The sequence below is a fragment of the Actinomadura logoneensis genome (assembly GCF_003428695.1).
Taxonomy (GTDB): domain Bacteria; phylum Actinomycetota; class Actinomycetes; order Streptosporangiales; family Streptosporangiaceae; genus Spirillospora; species Spirillospora logoneensis.
Map to the genome: position 1 here is coordinate 1 of NZ_QURH01000722.1, position 3,223 is coordinate 3,223.

Annotated in this window: 3 protein-coding genes and 1 pseudogene; 3 read left to right on the plus strand and 1 reads right to left on the minus strand. The window is 73.5% G+C overall.

The window, feature by feature from the left end:
• From DZF91_RS40400 to DZF91_RS26225, 3 genes and pseudogenes are all read left to right on the plus strand, one after another.
• Positions 1 to 209 (plus strand): annotated as a pseudogene (locus tag DZF91_RS40400) (chain length determinant family protein); the annotation flags it as partial.
• Entirely contained in the window at positions 206 to 1,309 is a 1,104-nt protein-coding gene (menC, locus tag DZF91_RS26220; protein ID WP_117359856.1) for an o-succinylbenzoate synthase, read from the plus strand. The pseudogene DZF91_RS40400 and the gene menC, both read left to right, overlap by 4 nt.
• Positions 1,310 to 1,312: 3 nt before the next feature.
• Positions 1,313 to 1,882 (plus strand): carboxymuconolactone decarboxylase family protein, encoded by a 570-nt coding sequence (locus DZF91_RS26225; RefSeq protein ID WP_117359857.1) that lies wholly within the window; start codon positions 1,313 to 1,315, stop codon positions 1,880 to 1,882.
• Between the two features lie 200 nt (positions 1,883 to 2,082).
• Here DZF91_RS26225 and DZF91_RS26230 read toward each other — a convergent pair whose 3' ends face one another.
• A complete protein-coding gene (locus DZF91_RS26230) occupies positions 2,083 to 3,126 on the minus strand; it encodes a cobalamin-independent methionine synthase II family protein (protein ID WP_117359858.1) in 1,044 nt (347 codons plus the stop codon).
• Positions 3,127 to 3,223 lie beyond the last annotated feature (97 nt).

Consider the following 3,223-nt stretch of genomic DNA (forward strand, 5'->3'; position numbering starts at 1 on the left):
CCCTCCGCGAGGTGCTGGGCGGGATGCTGGCGGACGGCGCCCGCGTCACCGGCTTCCGCGACCGGCGCGCCTACGTCGTCGACCGCACCCCCGCGCCCCCGCCCGCGCCGCACTCCTCCCCGCCGCCGCGCCCCGCAGGGGCCGTCGGGGCGGCCGCCGAACCCGCGTCCGCCGAGGGGGCGGACCCGTCCGACAGGAGCCGCCGATGAAGATCAACGGGATCGAGCTGCGCCGGATCGCGATGCCGCTGGTCGCGCCGTTCCGCACCTCCTTCGGCACCGAGACCGCCCGCGACGTCCTGCTGGTCCGGGTGGTCACGGCGGGTGCCGAGGGCTGGGGCGAGTGCGTCGCGATGGACGCCCCGCTCTACAGCCCCGAGTACGCCGACGGCGCCGCCGACGTGCTGCGCCGATTCCTGATCCCCGCGCTTCCCCGGGGCGACGCGGACGTGTACGCCGTCGAGCGGGCGCTGGAGCCGTTCAAGGGGCACCGGATGGCCAAGGCCGCGCTCCTCACCGCCGTCCTGGACGCCGAGCTCCGCGAGTCCGGGCAGTCCCTCGCCCGCTACCTCGGCGCCTCCCGCGACCGGGTGCCGTGCGGCGTCTCGGTCGGGATCATGGACTCCGTCCCCGAGCTGCTGGACGCCGTGGCGGGCTACCTCGCCGAGGGCTACGTCCGCGTCAAGCTGAAGATCGAGCCGGGCTGGGACGTCGCGCCGGTGCGCGCCGTCCGCGAGCGGTTCGGCGCCGACCTGCCGCTCCAGGTGGACGCCAACGCCGCCTACACCCTGGTCGACGCCCCGCACCTGGCCCGCCTCGACGAGTTCGACCTGCTGCTGATCGAGCAGCCGCTCGCCGACGACGACATGGTGCAGCACGCCGAACTGGCCCGCCGCCTGCGCACCCCGGTCTGCCTGGACGAGTCGGTCGAGTCGGCCGCGCACGCCGCCGCCGCGCTCACCCTCGGCGCGGCGTCCATCGTCAACATCAAGCCCGGACGCGTCGGCGGGTACCTGGAGGCCAAGCGCATCCACGACCTGTGCCGCGCGCACGGCGTCGCCGTCTGGTGCGGCGGCATGCTCGAGACCGGCATCGGCCGCGCCGCCAACGTCGCCCTCGCCGCCCTGCCCGGCTTCACCCTGCCCGGCGACACGTCCTCGTCCCGCCGCTACTTCGCCGAGGACGTCACCGAGCCGTTCGTGCTGGAGGACGGGCACCTGGCCGTCCCGACCGGCCCCGGCATCGGGGTCGAACCCGTCCAGGACCGGTTGCGGGCCTTCACTACGGCGACGGAGTGGATCAGCATGTGAGGCATGCCGCACATTGATCTGAACAACGACCAGCCGGGGATCGTCGGGCTCTTCCAGTACCGGCCCGAGACCGGACGACCGATGAGCGAGCTCGCGGAGGTGCTGCTGCGCGGCCCCGGGACGCTCGGCCGCGGTGAGCGCGAGCTGATCGCCGCCCACGTCTCCGCGCTCAACGAGTGCGCGTTCTGCGCGGGCTCGCACTCGGCGTTCGCCGCAGCCCAGCTCGACGGGGGCGCGGAACTCGTGGAACAGGCCAGCGAGGACCCCGCGACCGCGCCCCTGCCCGCCAAGATGAAGGCGCTGCTGGCGATCGCGGGCGCGGTGACGCGCGGCGGGCGCGAGGTCACGCCCGAGCTCGTCAAGGAGGCGCGACTGCACGGCGCCACGGACCCGGAGATCCACGACACCGTGCTGATCGCCGCCGTGTTCTGCATGTTCAACCGGTACGTGGACGGCCTGGACACCGTCGCCCCCGCCGACCCGGCCGCCTACACCGCCATGGCCGGACCGATCGTCGCCCACGGCTACCTGAGCGTGCTCCCGAGCCCGGACCGGGAGGGCCGAACGGGCTGAACGGGCTCTCCGCCCCCTCGGCACCCCGCGTCCCAGATCGAGGCCCGGGTCTCAACACAGACCCGGGCCTCAATCCAGACCCGGCCACAGCACCGACCCGGCCACAGCACATGCCCGGTCTCAGGACGGGCCTGGTCTCAGGACGGGCCCGAACGGCGGGACAGGGCGGGCCGGGCGAGCGGGCGGGAAACCGGGGGGGCTCAGAACCCGAGGGCCGCGGCGGCCAGCGCCGTGCCCTCCACCCGTGCCCTGACCTTGGCGAACGCGGTGTCGCGGGACGTCGAGGTGTCGTCGGCGAACGGCGAGAAGCCGCAGTCGTCGCACGTCCCCAGCCGGTCCGCCGGCAGGTGGCGCGCGGCGGACAGCACCCGGTCGCGGACCTCGTCGGCGGTCTCGATGCGCGGGTCGAGGGGGTCGGTCACGCCGACGAAGACCCGCGCGTCCGGGGGCAGGTGCGCGGCGATGACGCTCAGCACCCGCTCCTGGTCGGGCTCGCTGCTGAGCTGGACGTAGAAGTTGCCGGCCCGCAGCTCGAACAGCTTGGGCAGCAGCTGCGTGTAGTCGATGTCGAGGCTGTGCGTGGAGTCCATGTCGCCGCCGGGGCAGGTGTGCACGCCGATGCGGGCGCGCTCCTGGTCGCTGAAGCGCTCCAGGACGCGGTTGTTCAGCGCGACGAAGTCGTCCAGCACGCTGCCGCTCGGGTCGAGCTTGAGCGACAGGCGGCCCTCGGTGAAGTCGAGCTGGACCACGTGCGCGCCCGCGTCGAGGCAGCCGCGGATGTCGGCCTCGGCCTCGTCGACCAGGTCGGCCAGGAACTGCTCGCGGGGATAGCCGTCGATGCCGTCGGCCGGGTACATCAGGCTGAGCGCGGACGGGGCGATGACGGCCTGCTTGACGGGCTTGCTCGCGGTGGCCTGCGCGGCCCGCAGGTACTCGGTCGCGCGCCGCACGTACCTGAACGGCCCGGCGGTGAGGTGCGGAAGCTGCCGCATGTGCCCGTCCGCGAACGGGATGACGACCCCGTCGGGCGCCAGGGAGGCGAGCCCGGCGACGGGATAGGTGGCGAAACTCGGCTTGGACTGCTCGCCGTCGGTGACGACCGGCGAACCGATCTCCTCGAAGCGGCGGATGGTGTCGGCGACGGCCCGCTGCTGGACGGCGGTCACGTCGCCGCCGGAGGTGAGCGCGGCCAGGAGATCGGGAGGTCGCGGGATGCTGCCGATCGGCTCGGTTGGGATGCTCATACCGGCGACACTAGATCACTCATAATGATCGCGCAATCACTAAAAGTGAGGAATCGGGGTGATCGGTTCCGCTCCCGCCGGACCCGCCGGTCCGGGC

Coding starts and splice junctions, on each gene's coding strand:
- DZF91_RS26225 (WP_117359857.1), top strand. CDS start 1,313: ATGCCGCACATTGATCTGAACAACGACCAGCCGGGGATCGTCGGGCTC.
- menC (WP_117359856.1), top strand. CDS start 206: ATGAAGATCAACGGGATCGAGCTGCGCCGGATCGCGATGCCGCTGGTC.
- DZF91_RS26230 (WP_117359858.1), bottom strand. CDS start 3,126: ATGAGCATCCCAACCGAGCCGATCGGCAGCATCCCGCGACCTCCCGAT.